Origin of the sequence: Emcibacter sp. (assembly GCF_048269205.1) — a bacterium.
Lineage (GTDB): Bacteria > Pseudomonadota > Alphaproteobacteria > Sphingomonadales > Emcibacteraceae > Emcibacter.
In genome coordinates, this window is sequence record NZ_JBLXJC010000001.1 from 385,917 (window position 1) to 403,640 (window position 17,724).

Genomic DNA, 17,724 nt, shown 5'->3' on the forward strand with positions numbered 1-17,724 from the left:
GCTTGTTAGTCCTTAAAACCAATAGGGAATTAAGGACCAGGCCATGGATATCGAAAGTTTGAAAGAGGGTATTCTCAAGGGCCAGCGCCGGGCGCTGGCCAAGGGAATTACGCTGTCTGAATCCACCCGCTCCGAACATCAGGCCGAGGCCCAGAAACTTCTGACCGCCCTGTTGCCCCATACCGGCGGGGCAATCCGGCTCGGCTTTACCGGCACGCCCGGTGTCGGCAAATCCACCTTTATCGAAGCCTTTGGCACCTTTCTTACCGAACAGGGCCTGAAGGTCGCTGTCCTGGCCATTGATCCTTCCTCGACCCTCAACGGCGGTTCCATCCTTGGTGACAAGACCCGTATGGAGCACCTGAGCCGTAATCCGAAAGCCTTTATCCGCCCGTCTCCTTCCGGCGGCAGCCTCGGCGGCGTGGCCCGGCGCACCCGGGAGGCACTCTTGATGTGCGAGGCGGCGGGCTATGATGTGATCCTGATCGAGACGGTCGGTGTCGGCCAGTCGGAAGTTGCCGTGGCGGAAATGGTGGACATGTTCCTGCTGCTGCTGTCCCCCGGTGGCGGCGATGACCTGCAGGGCATCAAACGCGGGATCATGGAGCTTGCCGATCTGGTGATTGTCAACAAGGCCGACGGTGACCTGGAGGCGGCAGCCAAGCGGGCAGCGGCGGATTATACCCTTGCCCTGCATCTGATGCGGCCGAAGAGCCCCAACTGGACGGCCCATGTCTGTCTGGCGTCGGCCCTGAAGAGCAAGGGGCTGGAGGAGATCTGGCAGGCTGTCGGACAGTACCGGGAAAAGCTCGGCGACAGTGGGGAGCTGGCGGCCAATCGGGCGGACCAGGCTGTGTCCTGGATGTGGTCTGAAATCCACGACCAGCTGGTGGATCGTTTCCGCGACCATCTGCCGGAACGGCTCGCCGAGACCGAGACGGCGGTCAGGGAGGGCAAGCTGCCGCCGACTGCGGCGGCACGGGAGCTTCTGGAAGCCTTCCTCGGGTAAACCCGGTTCTGAGCATCCTACTAGTTTCTTTGAGCTACTGGTCTGTGTACCGATTATATGGTATAGTCCGCCTCGCTTTCATTACTGGTATTTTTTCATAAAATTATCTATCAATTCTTTAAGTAAATCACCAGATTGTCTCATCAAAAAAAGGTGAAGTAACGCGCGAGTCTGTACTGCGCGTACAGTGATAAGTTCTGAAAAACGGTTGTGTTCATGTATCTGCAGGTTCGTTGTGAGAGCCCGCAGAAAGCAGACTTTTATTCCCGCCTATTAATGGTTCAAACAGAATGCTAGCAAAGGAGCATGTTATGATTAACATCGACCCTAGTTCTCCGGCTGTTGACGATATTGCCGGATATGATCAAGAGCTGAGCATCGAAGACATTTCAGCGATTGAAGAAAGCAACCAAATGACAAGCCCTCTCCTTTCACCCGGAGAAGGGGCTGGTGCAATACAGGCAGGTGGCGGGGATGTGCACGGGGTTTCCGAGGAATCCCAGGGTGTAGCAGGTGAGGGGCAAGGAGCAGATGCGGCAGTCGCCAAGCCGGTCAAGGGTGCCCCGATTCCGCTTCCGCTCCCGGTAAGGTCCCGCAGGGTAAGCGGGTGTTATTCAAACTGCCCGAAACCCTGGAAACTTGAACTGCGTGTAGATGTGGACGGACGCCGTCCGTTACGGATGGTCAGTGGCGACTATTTCTACAAGTCCGGTTCCACGACCAGCTATTTCGGATCCTTCAAAGTGAAGGCCCCCACCATCAAAATCAGCAACAATACGGTGGTGATTACGGGAATTGCCGAAACGACCTGGAATACGAGCTACCGCAAGATTGTGGTTCAGATTCCCCGGCATAATATCTATCAGCCGGCGGCAAATGCCTATGTGCAATGGCTGACCCTGAACAACAAGAAAGGGGCCCAGTATGTCTGCACCTATGATTCGGCCTATTTCAGGAAAGTGGAACTGGAGCAGGATCACGAAGAATCTGTCACACCCTTCGTTTCCTACAATACCGGCGCCCTGCCCTCCGGCGGCAGCGCCAGGACCCTGACAGTGGCCAAGGCTTACGGGGAAGCCGGGGTCGAGGTGATCAGTTCCGGCGTGACCAACCAGGTGCCGACGTCTGCAGCTGGCGCAAATCACCAATGGAGCAATGCGGAACTGCATGATGCCATGGAAGCGAATTTCAGCCTGTGGCAGGATGTGCCGCACTGGAAGGTCTGGCTGTTTCATGCCCGCGCCCATGAATATGGCACCGGACTGCTGGGCATTATGTATGACCAGAAAGACAAGCAGCGCCAGGGCTGCGCCTCTTTCTATCAGAATATTTCCAGCGGATCTGCTGCCGATCAAAGGACCCAGGTCTATGTGAACGTGCATGAACTGGGGCATTGCTTCAACCTGTTCCATTCGTTCCATAAAACCTACATGGACCCGCCGCTTCCCAATCGGCCGGACTCCTTGTCCTGGATGAACTATCCCCAGAATTATCCCGGCGGGGCAGCCACCTTCTGGAGCAACTTCGACTTCCAGTTCGATACTCTGGAGGTGACCCATCTCCGGCATGCTTACCGCAATGACGTCATCTTTGGCGGCAACCCCTTTGGCAAGGGGGCGGCTGCAGAGGATCATCTGGACTTTATGGGCACCCTGACGGATGATTCCGGCCTGAGTGTTTCTGTGGAGGCCCATCATGCGGATAGTCTGGGCACCCCGGTTTATGTGACCGTGAAAGTGGAAAATACTTCTTCGGGACCGAAAGCCGTGTTCAAGGATCTTGATCCGGCGAGCGGTCTGGTCCAGATACTGATCAGAAAACCGGATGGCGCGGTCCTGACCTACAAGCCGCCCATGTGCAACCTGATCGTTCCGGAAAGCAAGATCCTGAAGCCTGGCGAGGCCCTGAAAGCCAATGCCTTTATCGGTCTGGACGGTGAAGACGGCCTGATCTTTGAAACGCCGGGCATGTATCAGCTTGTGGCCACCTATTATGCCGAGGATGGCTCCGCCATTGTTTCTCCTGTCCAGCGGGTCAACATCAAGGCCCCGCGTACGGAAGCCGAAGATAATCTGGCTGATCTCATGCTCGGACATGAACAGGGCATGCAGTTCTTCCTCGAGGGCTCTCCCTCCAGCTTCCTGAAAAAAGGCGATGATGCCTTCCAGCAGGTGCTAGAGGAATATCCGGAACATCCCATTGCGGCATTCGTCGGCAGTGTGGAAGGCTTGAAATCCAGTCGGGACTTTGTCCAGATTGACCTTGACCACAAGGTCAAAGTCAAGCGCAAGGATCAGAAAGCGACCGCAGACTATCTGTCCAGGGCCCTGAAGAACAAAGGCGCCCAGAACAAGATGGGTCCCGAGCTCTTTGGCCATTTCCAGGATGCTCTGAGCGATGTGAAGGGCAAAGGCAAAAAAGAAGACGCCTGAAGCTATCCCATGCAGCAGCCGGGACCAGGGTCCCGGCTGCTGCACCTAAGGTGAATTTGTAAAGGAATTCGGGAATGTCAAAAATTGAAATTGCCTTTCAGGCAGGATTTGAAAATGATGAAGTTGTTGTGGAAATGAACAACAGCAGGAAAATATATTCCGGCCTGACCACAGATTATTCAATCGGTCTGGCTGAACGGGTTGTTCTTGAGAGCCAGTCCGACAGCGCCACTCTGGATATTGAACTTCCCAAGCGGAACCAGGATATCCATCTCGATGTAGATCTGTCGAAGGATGTTTATGTGAAGGTCAATCTTACACCTGACGGGAAGCTACAGGTCGAAGAAGGAGACGCCGAGGCGGCCTATTTCTGAAAAGCTGTCTTTCCCCTGTCTGAGGTGCAGGGGGGAAGAAATTCAAGGGTCTCCGGGTTTGGCAGGTTCATTTTGATTCTTGGGTTGTTTGTTCTTGACGGGATTGCCGCAATACCATATATACCGCTTTCAAGTTTTACGGGGCCTCCCGGCGATTCTCGTGAGTTATTGGTGATGGCCCCTGGATACAACGTTAAAAAACAAGGACAAAGCAATGTCACGCGTATGTGAATTGACCGGCAAGGGTGTGATGAGCGGCAACAACGTAAGCCATGCCATGAACAAGACTCGTCGCCGTTTTCTGCCGAACCTGACCAAGGCAACTCTTCTGAGCGATGTACTGGGTCAATCCGTCAGCCTGCGGATTTCAGCCCATGCCCTGCGCTCTGTCGAGCATAACGGCGGTCTGGACAACTTCCTGATGAAATCACGGGATGAAAATCTGTCCATCAAAGCCCGTCGCCTGAAAAAGCAGGTCAAGAAAAAGGCTGCTGAGAAAGCCGCCTGATTTTTCTGGACAGAATATGATGAAGAGCCGCTGTTACAGCGGCTTTTTTTATGGCCGGAACAGGTTTTATGGCCGGAACAGGTTTTATGGCTGGAACAGACGGATGTCGAGTGGGGGGCAGGCGATTACCGGCTGCCGGTAACCAGTCCCTGGCTGTGGGCGATTTGCTGTGCGGGAATGTCCGGTTGTTTTTCTACTGTGGGCTCATCCAGCCGGAACATCATCAGCAGGTTGCGCTGTAGCGGGTTAAAGTTATTGTCGGACATCATATAGAGGATGGTTTCACCGGCCTCGTTCTGCCGCACTGCGAGGGCTTCCATGTTGTCGATATTATAGGGGAACTCCATACAGGCGATCACGTCGCCCTTGAGAACCGTGCCTTCCCGGATGTCGGTATGACTGATACGGCGCAGCCGGCTGGCCATGCCGCGGGCCAGTGAAAAATGCCTTTCCAAAACAAGTACATCTCCGTTTGGCAATGTGGCCATGTCCGTAGGGCGGTACATATCGGTCAGTTCATAATTCAGCGGCAGGGCGGTGCCGCGACCGATGATCCAGGCTCGGGCCATGCCGTTATTGCGGCTTTCTGTGGCAGCTTCGGAAATGGCAAGCATCCGGCCGTCCGCCAGCGTGGTCAGGGCTTCGACGCCGAGGTTCCGGGGCTGATCCTTGAGGACGGGGGACATATCCGGTGCAAAACTGATCACCTGGGCGTTTGCCTTGAGGATGGAGTCAAAATCAAGTCGGGATGAAGCCTGGTAATAGCGCATCCTGTGATCATTTTCGAAAGAGACCACGAGACCGGCGCTGTCCACCAGGGTGACGGCTTCTGCGTCACTGTGCTTTCCGCTGTATCTGCCGCCGTTTTCATCTGCAAGGGGACTCATTTTGCCGTTTTTCAGGCCTGTCAGGCGGCCTTTGTCATAGACAACATCAGCAAGGAACCAGAAGCCCCGGTCCGAAATCCCGAGGACTTTACCGCCGTCCGGGCTGACCACAAAACCTGAAATGCCGCCGAATGTTGTATTCCCGCTGAGCAACTGGATGCCGCCAAGATAAGTCAGGGCGCCGACCCGGGTTTCGGAAACATTCTTGTGGCTCAACGGGACGGCTGTCGCCTTGAGGTCCACTTCCCGGATACTTGAAAGGTCCTGGGACGGCTCGGAATGCAGGAAGAACGGAAAGCAGATGACTACCCCCGCAACACATATTGCAAACTGCCTGATCAAGCCACGTGTTTTCATTATCCGGATAATTTCCATATTCCCGCAAAAAAATCCACAAAAATTCTCTAAAACTTGAGTAAATCTGTTTCTGTAAAGTTGAATGTTTTTCATAACAATATGTTAAGAATTTGATGAAACACTATAAAAGGCAGAAAATATGTAAAAACAAAGAGAAAGCAGACAATGCAGACTCAGATCGCAGAAGAGGCGAAGACGGAGAGTTTGCCAACTGGGGGCAAAGCCGTGAAGGAGAACTCCAAGAGTCGGGACCTTAAACAGATTAATGCGGACAGGATTGTCCTGTCTGCCATTGTTCTCATGCGCAAAAAGGGTTATCACAAAACCACTCTCGAGGACATTTCCGAAGACATCTGTCTTTCCGTCGACGAGATTACCAATTGCTTCAAGTCAAAGGACGACATCTGTCTCAAGGTGATCGAACTGCACAACAGCCGTCTGACTGAAATTCTGGAGAAAACCGAAGAGCAGTCAAACCCCAGGCAGCGTCTGAGCTGCCTGATCGACAGCCTCATTGATGAAGCAGATGAGTTGGTACAATACGGTTGTCCCATCACCCGTCTCTATCTGGACCTTAAGAATGAAAGCCCGGCCGCGCTGGAAAAGGCGGCACGGAAACTGGTCAGCCGACGTCTGGAGTGGGTCACCGAGCAGTTTCATCACATGAGCTTTGTGGATGATGCACCGGATCTGGCGACACGCCTTGCCGGGGCGCTGTACGGGGTGACACTGTTGTCTTCAGCAGCCGGCGACGAGGCGATGCTTCGCAACCAGTTCAGCCAGCTGAAAAGCTGGATACGTTCCATGTAGGGGCAATCCCGGTCGCTTCCCGACTATTCTAGTTCAGTTTGCGCCTTGCCGGTTTTTCGTCAAACAGGGCGGCAAGCTGTTCGGTAATGGCGCCGCCCAGTTGTTCCGCATCCATGATGGTAATGGCATTCTGGTAATAGCGGGTCACATCGTGCCCGATGCCAATGGCCAGAAGCTCGACAGGTGATTTTTTTTCAATCCAGTCGATAACGGCCCTCAGGTGATCTTCCAGAAAATTGGCGTTATTTGAGGACAGAGTGCTGTCATCCACCGGTGCGCCGTCGGAGATGACCATAAGAATGCGTCGCTCCTCCGGCCGGCTGATCAGCCGGTTATGGGCCCAGAGCAGGCTCTCCCCGTCGATATTTTCTTTGAGCAGCCCTTCCCGAAGCATCAGGCCCAGATTTGTATTGGCCCGCCGCCAGGGCGTATCGGCGGTCTTGTAAACGATATGCCTGAGGTCGTTGAGCCGCCCCGGATTCTTGGGCTTGTTATTCTCGAGCCATTGGGTTCGTGACTTGCCGCCTTTCCAGGCCCGGGTGGTGAAGCCCAGGATCTCCACCTTGACACCGCAGCGTTCCAGGGTACGGGCCAGAATGTCGGCGCACATGGCGGCAATGGTGATGGGGCGGCCGCGCATGGAACCGGAGTTATCGATCAGCAGGGTGACCACCGTGTCCTTGAAATCGGTCTCATTTTCCATCTTGAAGGTAAGGGGATGCAACGGATTGGTGACCACCCGGGTCAGCCGCGCCGTATCCAGCATGCCTTCTTCCAGATCGAAGTCCCAGGATCGTCTCTGCTGGGCCATCAGCATGCGCTGCAGCCGGTTGGCAAGCTTCGTGACCATGCCCTGAAGATGGCTCAACTGCTGATCCAGAGTTTTTCTCAGGTGGATAAGCTCGTCCGGGTCGCATAATTCCTCGGCAGACACATATTCATCAAATTCTGTTGTGTAGACCTTGTAGCTGGTGATGGGGCCCTGACCAGGATGATTGCTCATATGCGCCCAAGGCACTTCCGACATTTGTTCCAGCGCAGCTTCGTTCAGCAGTTCCTCAAGCTGTTCCGGAGTCAGGTCCGCACCAGATTCCGTACTGGAACTATCCTCCTGGCTTTCCCCGCTGTCGCTTGTGTCGGTACTGGCGTCGGAAGACTGGTCCTGATCCATATCCTCGTCGCCCTGTTCTTCCTGCTGATCCTGCTGGTCCTGGCTTTCCTCGTCACTGTCCTCGGGCTGTTCGTCGGGATTCAGGTTTTCTGCCAGTCCGAGGTCAGAGATCACCTGGCGGCTGATCCTGCTGAACGCTTCCTGGTCTTCCATTGCCGTTGTCAGCTGGTCCAGATGCCTGGAAGCTTTTTCCTCGATCAGGGGTCTGAGCGCATTGACGGCCTCCCGGGCATCATCCGGTGGCGCCTGGTGGGTGAGTTTCTCCCGGACCAGAAGGTTCATTACCTCACCGATTGCCGCTTCGTCCAGACTGCCGGAGGCTTCCAGCTTGTGATCCTTGTAATATTTCCGTGTCAGGGCATCCAGGTTACCGGCAACCCCTTTCATGTGGGTGCTGCCAATGGCCTCGACCCGGGCATTTTCCATGGCATCATAGATTGACCGGGCATCCGGCAGTGTCGGCGCGTTTTTCCGGTGCAGGGCGTCATTGTGAAACCGCTGGCGCAGGGCGTAGGCGTCGCCGTATCCACGGGTCAGGGTTACTTCGGCGGCAGGCAGGTCTTGGCTGACAAGGGGCAGGCGGGGGCTTTGTCCCGGTCGGGCGTTTGCTTCCGGTCCGAAAGTCACATCAATGGTGGCGTCACCGGCAATCGCCCGGACGGTGGATGTCACCGCCTGCTTGAATTTCTCGATCTCGCGATTGCTGGTTTTACTCACCGGAAAATCCGCCTGTTAGTTGACAACCGGTGCGTTGCCGGTCAGTCCCTGTGCCGGCGCTTCGGGCAGTTCCTCGCCAAAACAGCGCTGGTAATATTCCGCCACCAGGGGACGCTCCATCTCGTCACATTTGTTGAGGAAGGTAACCCGGAACGCAAAGGCAGGGTCGTGGAAAATGGCATTATTTTCCGCCCATGTCAGCACCGTACGCGGTGACATGACTGTTGAAATGTCGCCATTGATAAACCCGTTCCGCGTCAGGTCGGCCACCTGGACCATCTGTTTGATCAGTTTTTTGCCATCGTCACTGTTCAGGGCTGGCATTTTGGCGAGGATAATGTCCTCTTCCATTTCATGGGCCAGATAGTTGAGTGTGGTGACGATGTTCCAGCGGTCCATCTGCCCCTGGTTGATCTGTTGTGTACCGTGATACAGGCCGGAAGTATCGCCAAGGCCGATGGTATTGGCCGTGGCAAACAGACGGAAGGCCGGATGGGGGCGGATCACCTTGTTCTGGTCCAGCAGGGTAAGCTTGCCGGAAACCTCCAGCACCCTCTGGATCACAAACATCACATCCGGTCGCCCGGCGTCATATTCGTCAAAGACCAGCGCAGTGGGGTTCTGAAGGGCCCAGGGCAGGATGCCTTCCTGGAATTCGGTCACCTGGACGCCGTCCTTCAGCACAATGGCGTCTTTGCCCACAAGGTCGATACGGCTGATATGACTGTCCAGATTGATCCGTATACAGGGCCAGTTCAGGCGGGCCGCCACCTGTTCGATATGGGTGGATTTGCCGGTGCCGTGATAGCCCTGGATCATGACCCTGCGGTTAAAGGCAAAACCGGCCAGTATGGCAAGCGTGGTGTCATGATCGAAAATATAGTTATCGTCCAGATCCGGTACATGTTCATCCCGGTCCGCAAAGGCGGGGACTTCCATATCGCTGTCGATGCCGAAAACCTGCCGGACGTTGACCTTGATGTCGGGCAGATCGTTATAACTCTGGTCAGATCCTGAAACTGTCATTCTGAACTTCCTGATTTGAGGCTGGTCATATGATGGTAGGCGTTGACGATTTCCTTGAACTTGTCTTCTGCGGAGGCGTCATTTCCGTTTACATCCGGATGGTATCGTTTAACCAGCTTTTTGTATGCATTCTTTATGTCGGCGATTGTGGCCGATTCGTCAAGACCAAGTATGGCCAGTTGCCGCATATCTTCGGCGCCATAGGTGCTTTTTCCGGGATTCGGGGGGGCATTTTCCGTAAAACGGCCCGCAAAACCCGCAAGATCCTCAAAAATGCCCATGTCATCGCGAATGCCGTCCATGCCACCCATGGGGCGGGTTCCCATGCGCCAGGTGGGGCGGTGCCAGGTCTGGCTGTCCCGCTGCCAGGCGTTGATCTGGTCCCGGTCCATATCGGCGAAAAAATCCCAGCTTGTGTTGTAATCGCGCACATGGGGTTTGCAGAACCAGTAATAGTCATCAGGCCGGTCGCGGGATTTGGGCGCCCGGAACAGGCCTTCCTCCCGGCAATCGGGGTGATCGCAGGACTGAATATCCTTTTTTTGTCCCAGATCGAGGCCGGGATGTGGTCGGGCTGTATTATCCTTCATACGTCAATAGATATATCGTCGGGCGCAAATTTCAAAATTTATCTGCTGCCGGGACTTGAACCCATAGCGTATCCGGCGCAAATAGAAAGAAATCAGACAAGGAAAAAAAGACATGAAAGTAGCTGCATCCATCAGGGAAAAACTGACCCGGGAACTTACCCCGGAACAACTGGAGGTCATCGACCAGTCCTGCGATCATGCGGGGCATGCGGGCGCCCGGCCGGAGGGAGAAACCCATTTCCATGTGGAAGCTGTGTCATCTGTCTTTGATGATCTGAACCGCGTTCAGCGCCAGAGGCTGGTCTATAAAATTCTGGCTGATGAACTTGCCGGTCCGGTACATGCCCTGACCTTGAATTTGAAAGCCCCGTCAGATGCTAAATAACCTGGATCTTAAACTACGGTTAGTACTTGTAATTTATATCATTTAGTGATATTTCGATTGTATACAATCATCTTGATCCCGGTATTTCAGAGGCAGGGAGCGGGGCTCAGGCAGTCAAGGCAGAGCCGGGATTATACGGAGGATTGTTCCTGTGTGGTAACAGGTTTGTGTGGTAACGACTATAAAGCCCCGTCCCTTTCTTTGCTCTTGAAGTCCCGTTTTTCCTATCAAAAGCGTTTTACAGCATCCATGTCAGCAAAAGCGGCACGGTCAGAACGGATATGAGGGTTGAAAAAAACACCATCGCCGCCACTTCCTGGGGATTGCGATTGTATTGGCTGGCGAGAAGATAGCTGAATATGGCCACGGGCATACTGCTCTGGAGAATCAGGACATTTCTTTCCACGCCGCTGAAACCGAATAGCCAGGTGATGAGAAAAGCCACTCCGACACCCATGGCGATCTTGACGGCGGACAGGGCCATCAGCTGACCCGAATTTTCCACTTTGAGCCGGGCGAGGGATGCGCCGAGAGTAAGCAGCATCAGAGGGATGGTGAGGCCGCCGAGCAGTTCGGTGGTATTGGTGAGCCAGGCCGGTGGCGTAGTACCGGTGAAAATAAAAAACAGGGCGAAGGCTATTCCCCAAAGCAGGCTGACCCGCGCCAGAGCCGCCGGGCTGATGCTGCCATGACTGATGGCCAGGGCGACAGTGAACTGGAAAACCACGGATACGGCGAAAAAGACCACTCCCAGTCCCAGTCCAGCCTCACCGAAGGCAAACAAACACAGGGGAAGGCCCATGTTGCCGCTGTTGGTTGAATAAAGGGCAATGATGTAGCCCCGGCCCGGAAGGCGCAAGGCGAGACTGATCAGGGTGCTGAGTACCAGAAGGGCGACAATGACCGCAAAAGAGGCGATGACGAAGTCTATAGATTCCAGGAGGTTGTCGCCGAGACCGATCAGACCGTTGAACACCAGCGCGGGGGCACCGATGTTCATATTCATGACGGTGACGAAATCCGAAGGGTAATTCTGGCCCCGTTTGACCCAGGCGAAACCCAGCAGGGCAATCAGGAAAACTGGTGCAGTTACGGCGAACAACTGGGAAAACATCAGGGACTACCTTTATAGGCCAGATCGGGGAGCTGGCTTTTTGCATGCATGCTGAAGCGGCTGAGCAGGTTTTCCCGTTCCGGACTTAAGTGGTGCCCGGTCCAGATCAGGCCGATCTGCCGTTCAAAGTCATAACCTTCCATGGGCAGGCGCGCAACCCCTTCCATGGTGTATTGGTCGGGCATGGTTGTGAAGCCGATACCTGCGGCCACCATCATCAGCGCCCGTTCATCCTGTGGCGTACGATAGACCAGACGCGGCCGAACATTGTGGTCGGTAAAAAAACGGCTGGTTTCGCTTAGCAGTTCACAACGGGAACGCACAATGGTTGGCGCATCGGCCAGATCGCGAGGCTGGATGATTTTTTTTTCGGCCAGCGGGTGGTGAGCGGGAATGGCCAGTGAATAGCGGTCCCGGTAGAGCGCCACGGTCTTCCCCTTTTGTCCGGGGCGCAGAATGGTGAGCGCAATATCCACCTGTCCCGAATCCAGCCGGTTGAGGATTTCCTGTTCGGTCCCTTCAAACAGTTCGATGACAAGGCCGCCTTCCTCCCGCAGATAAGGCTGGAGAAGCTGCTGGACCGTATCCGCCGGAATGGTCATCAACACCCCGAATCTCAGAATTTTAGGGTTGTCCGTATCGCCCATTTCCGCTTCGGCCAGGCTTACCTGGTGCAGGATGGCCTTAGCCCGATCCACGAAACGACTGCCGCTTTCGGTAAGAAATACCCGTCTGCTGGAGCGGTCGAACAGTTTCGTCTCCAGCGCCGCCTCCAGTTTCTGGATGCCTGCCGACAGGGTCGGCTGGGTGACATAGACCCGTTCCGCAGCCTTGGTAAAGCTGCCGGTTTCCACAACTGCGAGGAAATAGCGTAGCTGGTATAGTTCGATCATCACAACGTTCCTGAATTACATTACTTCAGAATAATAGAAACCTTCTATCACACAAATAAATATTAGTGATTTTTTCTATGGGTCGGCTTTTGATACACTGGCCGGGTCACAACAAACCATCGAGAAACAAGGTATGACCCAGTTAAAATCCGATCTGGATGTCAACGGTGCGGACTTCAGGGCCAATACGGAGGCCATGCAGGCACTGGTTGAGAACCTGAAACAGAAAATTACCGCCATTGAACAGGGGGGAGGGGAGCGGTCTCGCGAGCGTCACCTGAGCCGCGGCAAGCTTCTGCCTCGTGACCGGGTTAAACGGCTTCTGGACCGGGGCTCTCCATTTCTTGAGCTCTCGCAGCTTGCTGCCTATGGGGTCTATGACGACAATATTCCCGCCGCCGGTGTGATCGCCGGGATCGGCCGTGTGGCCGGTCGGGAATGTATGATCGTCTGCAACGATGCCACCGTGAAGGGCGGCACCTATTATCCCCTGACCGTCAAGAAACACCTGCGTGCCCAGGAAATCGCCGAGCAGAATAATCTGCCCTGTATCTATCTTGTGGACAGCGGCGGCGCCAACCTGCCGAATCAGGACGAGGTCTTCCCGGACAAACTTCATTTCGGACGCATTTTCTATAACCAGGCCAATATGTCCGCCAAGGGCATTCCCCAGATTGCTGTGGTGATGGGCTCCTGTACCGCCGGCGGGGCTTACGTCCCGGCCATGAGCGACGAGAGCATAATCGTTAAGGAGCAGGGCACCATCTTTCTGGCCGGACCGCCGCTGGTTAAGGCGGCAACGGGTGAGGAAGTCAGCGCGGAAGACCTGGGAGGCGGTGACGTGCATACCCGCATTTCCGGAGTGGCCGATCATCTGGCCCAGGACGATAATGACGCCCTGGAAATTGCCCGGCGCAGTATCTCGCATCTGAACCGTCTCAAGCCCGCCCAGCTGGAACTGAAGGAAAGTTGTGAACCGGCCTATGACCCGAAAGAAATTTACGGTGTGGTGCCTGCCGACCCCAAAGTTCCCTATGATGTGCGCGAGGTGATTGCCCGTATTGTTGACGGCAGCGACTTTGACGAATTCAAGAAACGCTACGGCACGACGCTTGTGTGCGGTTTCGCCCATATCTACGGCATGCCGGTCGGCATCGTCGCCAACAACGGCGTGCTGTTTTCCGAGAGCGCGCTCAAAGGCGCCCACTTTGTGGAGCTTTGCAGTCAGCGGGGTATCCCGCTGGTGTTCCTGCAGAATATCACCGGCTTCATGGTCGGACGCAAATATGAATCAGGCGGCATCGCCAAGGACGGGGCCAAAATGGTGACCGCCGTCTCCTGCGCCCGGGTGCCGAAATTCACGGTGATCATCGGCGGTTCCTTCGGGGCCGGTAACTACGGCATGTGCGGCAGGGCCTATAACCCGCGCTTCCTGTGGATGTGGCCCAATGCCCGCATTTCCGTTATGGGCGGAGAGCAGGCGGCAGGCGTTCTGGCAACTGTGAAAAGAGACGGCATGGAGCGCGCCGGCCAGAGCTGGTCGGCGGAAGAGGAAGAAGAGTTCCGCAAACCGATCATGGAACAATATGAGCTGCAGGGGCATCCCTATTACGCCTCCGCCCGGCTGTGGGATGACGGGGTGATCGATCCGGCGGATACGCGCCGGGTGCTTGGTCTGGGCCTTTCCGCCAGTCTCAACGCCCCCATCGAGAAAACCAAATTCGGCATATTCAGGATGTAAGTCATGAGCGCAGAGATTTTAAAGGTAGAGAAGCAGGCAAACGGTCTGGCCCGGGTAACGCTCAACCGCCCGGAGGTCCGCAACGCCTTTAACGAAGACATGATCCGCAAACTGACAGAGACCTTCCGGGATCTTGGCGGGGACGACACAGTCAAGGCGGTGATCATTTCCGGTAATGGCAAGGGTTTCTCCGCCGGGGCCGACCTGGACTGGATGAAACGGGCCGCCGATTTCAGCCATGACCAGAATAAGGCCGATGCGGAGGCACTGGCCTATATGCTGAAACATTTATACGAGATGCCCAAGCTGACGATTGCTTTTGTACACGGGGCGGCCATGGGGGGCGGACTCGGCCTGGTGTCCTGTTGTGATCTTGTCATTGCCCACAGGGATACCCGTTTTTCCCTTTCGGAAGTGAAGCTGGGTCTGATCCCGGCCACTATCTCACCCTATGTTATTGCAGCGATCGGGCCGCGACAGGCCAAGCGCTACTTCCAGACGGGAGAGGCCTTTTTCGGCGACAAGGCGAAAGAGATCGGCCTGGTGCATGAAGTGGCTGACACGGACGAGCATATGGCCGAAATCCTGGAAAAAGTCCTGGTGGATGTAAAGCTGTCAGCGCCGAAGGCCATGGCGGCGTCCAAAAAACTGGTTCTGGACTATGCCTTCCGTCCGCTGGAAACGGAAATCATCGAGGATAGTGCGGAACGTATTGCCTCTACCCGTGCCGGTGGCGAGGCGAAAGAGGGTATTACCGCTTTCTTTGAGAAACGCAAACCGGGCTGGACGGAAGGATAAGGCATGTTTGACAAAATACTTATCGCCAATCGCGGCGAGATTGCCTGCCGTATTATTGAAACCGCCCGCAGGAATGCGGTGCGCACCGTTGCGGTCTATTCCGATGCGGACGAACATGCCCGCCATGTGCGCCTTGCCGACGAGGCGGTGCATATCGGTGCGCCGGAAGCCGCCAACAGCTACCTCAAGGGCGACCTGCTGATCGAGGTGGCCAAAAAGACCGGTGCCCAGGGCATTCATCCGGGCTATGGCTTCCTGTCGGAAAATGCCGAATTCGCCGAAGCCTGCGCCAAGGCGGGGATTACTTTCATCGGTCCGTCCGCCGACAGCATCCGGGCCATGGGCCTCAAGGACAAGGCCAAGGAACTGATGCAGGAAGCCGGCGTGCCGGTGGTGCCTGGCTATCAGGGCAAAGATCAGGACCCCGCCTTGTTGAAAAGTGAAGCCGATGAAATCGGCTATCCGGTGCTGATCAAGGCGGTGGCCGGCGGCGGCGGCAAGGGCATGCGGCTGGTGCAGAAAGCGGAGGACTTCCTTTCCTCGCTGGAAAGCTGCCAGCGGGAAGCCAAGGCCTCCTTCGGCAACGCCCATGTGCTGATCGAAAAATATCTGACCCGTCCCCGCCATATCGAGGTGCAGGTCTTCGCTGACAGTCACGGCGATGCGGTGCATCTGTTCGAGCGTGACTGTTCCCTGCAGCGCCGCCATCAGAAGGTGGTCGAGGAAGCTCCGGCCCCTGATATGCCGGAGGCCGTGCGCCAGGCCATGGGCGAGGCAGCGGTCAAGGCGGCCAAGGCCATCAGCTATTGCGGTGCGGGGACTATCGAGTTTATCGTCGATTCCGGCCGCGGCCTGACCGAAGACAGCTTTTACTTCATGGAAATGAACACCCGTTTGCAGGTGGAGCATCCGGTCACCGAACTGATCACCGGACAGGATCTTGTGGAATGGCAGCTTCGGGTGGCGTCCGGTGATCCCCTGCCGCTCTCCCAGGAGCAACTGGCCCTCAACGGTCATGCTTTCGAGGTGCGCCTTTATGCCGAGGATCCGGCCAATAACTTTCTGCCCCAGACCGGCACGCTCCACCATTTCCGTACTCCTGCGCGGGATGAACATTTCCGGCTGGATACGGGGATCGAGGAAGGGGACGAGGTTTCCATCTATTATGACCCCATGATCGCCAAGCTGATTGTCTGGGACCGTACCCGCACCGGGGCTCTGCGGCAGATGGCCCGGGCTCTGCGCAAGACCTCGGTGGCCGGTGTCAGGACCAATCTGGAATTCCTGGCGGCCATATTTGATCATCCCGCCTTCAGGGACGGTGATGTGGACACCCATTTCATCGAACATCATGCAGAGGCGCTTCTGCCGTCCGGCAAAAAAGCCGGGATGGAGACTCTCGCCTGTGCGGCGGTACGTATTCTCGGACGCAACGGTGAAGGAACCGACCCCTTTGGCTGGACCGACGGCTGGCGTATGAATATGTCTTTGAAAGCGCCGCTGGTGTTCCTGGAGGGGGAGCAGCGTCATGAAATCATCGTTGAATATCTGGAAAACGGATTCCGGATATCCGGTGACGTGGGCGAGGCAAGCGTCAACCATGTGCATGATGAGGACGGCCGCATCTTTCTGATGATGAATGGCGATCGGGAGGTTCATGCGACCGTCGCCGAAGCCGGCAAGGACCTGACGGTCTTTTGTGACGGCCGGGTTCATTACCTGCATCACTTCGTGCCCGGGGCAGAGGATGCCGAGGAAGCCGGCGGCAGCGGTGTCATCGTTACTCCCATGCCCGGCAAGCTGAGCCGTCTGATGGTGGCTGAAGGTGACGAGGTGCAAGCCGGCCAGCCTCTTCTGGTGCTGGAAGCCATGAAAATGGAACACACCCTGAAGGCTCCGGTGGCCGGAACGGTGGAAAAACTTTCCGCCGGGGAAGGCGACCAGGTCTCTGACGGCCAGGTGCTGGTAAAAATCACGGAACCGGAACAATGACGGACCATGTAAGGCTGTATGAGGTCGGCCCGCGGGACGGCCTGCAGAATGAAAAGCAGGTGGTGCCCACCGATGTCAAGGTCAGGCTGATCGAGCTTCTCGCCGATGCGGGCCTGACCCATATCGAGGCGACCAGTTTTGTGTCCCCCAAATGGGTGCCGCAGATGGGTGACAATGCTGATGTCATGGCAGCCCTGCCGAAGCGGGAAGGCGTTACCTACCCGGTTCTTACCCCCAATATGAAGGGGCTGGAGGCGGCGCTTGATGCCGGGGCGCAGGAAGTGGCCATTTTTGGTGCGGCATCGGAAAGCTTTAGTCAAAAAAACATAAACTGCAGCATTGCCGAGAGTCTGGACCGGTTTGAACCGGTTGTGGAAAAGGCAAAGGCTTCGGGCGTGGCCCTGCGCGGTTATGTATCCTGTATTGTTGGTTGCCCATACGAGGGCGACATTGCACCGTCGGCGGTGGCCGACATGACCGAGAGGCTTCTGGCAATGGGATGTTATGAAGTCTCCCTCGGTGACACCATCGGTGTGGGAACACCGAAAAGCATGGCTGACATGCTTGAGGTGGTGCTGGACCGTATAGCGGTCGAAAAAATTGCCCTGCATTGCCATGATACCTACGGACAGGCCCTGGCCAATATATTGACCGGGCTGGAGCGTGGCGTGCGGGTCATTGACAGTTCCATCGCTGGCCTTGGCGGCTGCCCCTATGCGAAGGGAGCCTCCGGCAATGTGGCGACGGAAGATGTCCTCTACATGCTGAATGGCATGGGATTCCAAACCGGCGTTGATCTGGAGAAACTTGTCAAAGCTGCCTGGTATATTGCGGACGTACTGGGCAGACCTCCGGCTTCAAAGGTTGCGATAGCTTTAGGGAGACCTGACTAGGCTCCAAATTAACGAAAGGACAACGGG

At 55.8% G+C, this 17,724-nt stretch carries 16 protein-coding genes; 10 read left to right on the forward strand and 6 right to left on the reverse strand.

The window, feature by feature from the left end; all coding sequences use genetic code 11:
• The first annotated feature begins 43 nt into the window (after positions 1-43).
• From meaB to rpmB, 4 genes are all read left to right on the forward strand, one after another.
• Complete coding sequence (gene meaB, locus ACN0YD_RS01775; protein ID WP_417316922.1) at positions 44-1,009, forward strand: methylmalonyl Co-A mutase-associated GTPase MeaB; 966 nt, start codon at positions 44-46, stop codon at positions 1,007-1,009.
• Positions 1,010-1,320: 311 nt separating this feature from the next.
• Positions 1,321-3,441, forward strand: coding sequence for a hypothetical protein (locus ACN0YD_RS01780; RefSeq protein WP_417316923.1), 2,121 nt, complete (start codon positions 1,321-1,323; stop codon positions 3,439-3,441).
• A 74-nt stretch (positions 3,442-3,515) separates the two neighbouring features.
• Positions 3,516-3,815 carry a hypothetical protein gene (locus ACN0YD_RS01785; protein ID WP_417316924.1) on the forward strand — a complete coding sequence of 100 codons (300 nt, stop codon included), beginning with the start codon at positions 3,516-3,518 and terminating at the stop codon, positions 3,813-3,815.
• Positions 3,816-4,029: 214 nt separating this feature from the next.
• Positions 4,030-4,323: a 50S ribosomal protein L28 gene (gene rpmB / locus ACN0YD_RS01790; RefSeq protein WP_417316925.1), complete on the forward strand. Its 294-nt coding sequence runs from the start codon at positions 4,030-4,032 to the stop codon at positions 4,321-4,323.
• A gap of 125 nt (positions 4,324-4,448) precedes the next feature.
• On the opposite strand, the gene ACN0YD_RS01795 is transcribed toward rpmB, so the two are convergent.
• Positions 4,449-5,567: an esterase-like activity of phytase family protein gene (locus ACN0YD_RS01795; RefSeq protein WP_417316926.1), complete on the reverse strand. Its 1,119-nt coding sequence runs from the start codon at positions 5,565-5,567 to the stop codon at positions 4,449-4,451.
• A gap of 165 nt (positions 5,568-5,732) precedes the next feature.
• Between ACN0YD_RS01795 and ACN0YD_RS01800 the strand changes: the two genes are divergently transcribed.
• Complete coding sequence (locus ACN0YD_RS01800) at positions 5,733-6,377, forward strand: TetR/AcrR family transcriptional regulator (protein WP_417316927.1); 645 nt, start codon at positions 5,733-5,735, stop codon at positions 6,375-6,377.
• 28 nt (positions 6,378-6,405) lie between these two features.
• Here the strand turns inward: ACN0YD_RS01800 and cobT are convergent, their stop codons facing one another.
• The 3 genes from cobT to ACN0YD_RS01815 are packed head-to-tail and all read right to left on the reverse strand — an operon-like array spanning position 6,406 to position 9,881.
• The gene (gene cobT, locus ACN0YD_RS01805; protein ID WP_417316928.1) at positions 6,406-8,265 is read right to left on the reverse strand and encodes a cobaltochelatase subunit CobT; all 1,860 of its coding nucleotides are present in this window, start codon (positions 8,263-8,265) and stop codon (positions 6,406-6,408) included.
• A gap of 15 nt (positions 8,266-8,280) precedes the next feature.
• Positions 8,281-9,291 (reverse strand): cobaltochelatase subunit CobS, encoded by a 1,011-nt coding sequence (gene cobS / locus ACN0YD_RS01810; RefSeq protein ID WP_417316929.1) that lies wholly within the window; start codon positions 9,289-9,291, stop codon positions 8,281-8,283.
• Complete coding sequence (locus tag ACN0YD_RS01815) at positions 9,288-9,881, reverse strand: J domain-containing protein (RefSeq protein ID WP_417316930.1); 594 nt, start codon at positions 9,879-9,881, stop codon at positions 9,288-9,290. Before ACN0YD_RS01815 ends, cobS begins: the two co-directional genes overlap by 4 nt.
• Positions 9,882-9,993: 112 nt before the next feature.
• Between ACN0YD_RS01815 and ACN0YD_RS01820 the strand changes: the two genes are divergently transcribed.
• Positions 9,994-10,266, forward strand: a complete 273-nt coding sequence (locus tag ACN0YD_RS01820) for a BolA family protein (protein WP_417316931.1) — start codon at positions 9,994-9,996, stop codon at positions 10,264-10,266.
• Between the two features lie 238 nt (positions 10,267-10,504).
• On the opposite strand, the gene ACN0YD_RS01825 is transcribed toward ACN0YD_RS01820, so the two are convergent.
• Both ACN0YD_RS01825 and ACN0YD_RS01830 read right to left on the reverse strand, forming a co-directional pair.
• Positions 10,505-11,380, reverse strand: coding sequence for an AEC family transporter (locus ACN0YD_RS01825; RefSeq protein ID WP_417316932.1), 876 nt, complete (start codon positions 11,378-11,380; stop codon positions 10,505-10,507).
• The gene (locus ACN0YD_RS01830) at positions 11,380-12,273 is read right to left on the reverse strand and encodes a LysR family transcriptional regulator (protein ID WP_417316933.1); all 894 of its coding nucleotides are present in this window, start codon (positions 12,271-12,273) and stop codon (positions 11,380-11,382) included. Before ACN0YD_RS01830 ends, ACN0YD_RS01825 begins: the two co-directional genes overlap by 1 nt.
• 133 nt (positions 12,274-12,406) lie before the next feature.
• Here ACN0YD_RS01830 and ACN0YD_RS01835 point away from each other — a divergent pair, with 133 nt between their 5' ends.
• The 4 genes from ACN0YD_RS01835 to ACN0YD_RS01850 are packed head-to-tail and all read left to right on the forward strand — an operon-like array spanning position 12,407 to position 17,697.
• On the forward strand, positions 12,407-14,014 hold the full coding sequence (locus ACN0YD_RS01835; RefSeq protein WP_417316934.1) for a carboxyl transferase domain-containing protein: 1,608 nt from the start codon (positions 12,407-12,409) through the stop codon (positions 14,012-14,014).
• 3 nt (positions 14,015-14,017) lie between these two features.
• Entirely contained in the window at positions 14,018-14,812 is a 795-nt protein-coding gene (locus ACN0YD_RS01840; RefSeq protein ID WP_417316935.1) for an enoyl-CoA hydratase-related protein, read from the forward strand.
• A gap of 3 nt (positions 14,813-14,815) precedes the next feature.
• The gene (locus tag ACN0YD_RS01845) at positions 14,816-16,804 is read left to right on the forward strand and encodes an acetyl-CoA carboxylase biotin carboxylase subunit (protein WP_417316936.1); all 1,989 of its coding nucleotides are present in this window, start codon (positions 14,816-14,818) and stop codon (positions 16,802-16,804) included.
• Positions 16,801-17,697, forward strand: coding sequence for a hydroxymethylglutaryl-CoA lyase (locus ACN0YD_RS01850; RefSeq protein ID WP_417316937.1), 897 nt, complete (start codon positions 16,801-16,803; stop codon positions 17,695-17,697). Before ACN0YD_RS01845 ends, ACN0YD_RS01850 begins: the two co-directional genes overlap by 4 nt.
• The last annotated feature ends 27 nt before the right edge of the window (positions 17,698-17,724 follow it).